Genomic DNA, 266 nt, shown 5'->3' with positions numbered 1-266 from the left:
CGGCCTCAACCCGCGTCAGCACGCGGCCTGGCAACAGTGGCTGGCGGCCCACAGCGAACATCAGCGCGCCTGGGCGCATATGCAACGCGTCAACCAACGCCTGCGCGGCATGCCTTCGCCCCTGGCCCACGCGGCGTTGAACGCGCCGAAGTCCAACAGCCGGCGCCAGGCGCTGAAGTTGCTGCTGATCCTCGGCGCGGGTTCGGCGGCGGCCTGGGGCCTGCGCCAGCAACACATTCTGCCGCCGCTGAGTGCCGACTATCGCA

General features: G+C 70.3%; 1 protein-coding gene. It reads left to right on the top strand.

Annotated features, from left to right (window positions below; all coding sequences use genetic code 11):
* Nucleotides 1–266: DUF4880 domain-containing protein (locus SB765_RS30405; protein ID WP_410932592.1), on the top strand; the 266-nt coding region annotated here is incomplete at both ends.

Source organism: Pseudomonas sp. SIMBA_067, assembly GCF_046534675.1.
Classification (GTDB): domain Bacteria; phylum Pseudomonadota; class Gammaproteobacteria; order Pseudomonadales; family Pseudomonadaceae; genus Aquipseudomonas; species Aquipseudomonas putida.
Note: the sequence above shows the minus strand (reverse complement) of the source record. Positions and strands in the feature narration are given on the sequence as shown.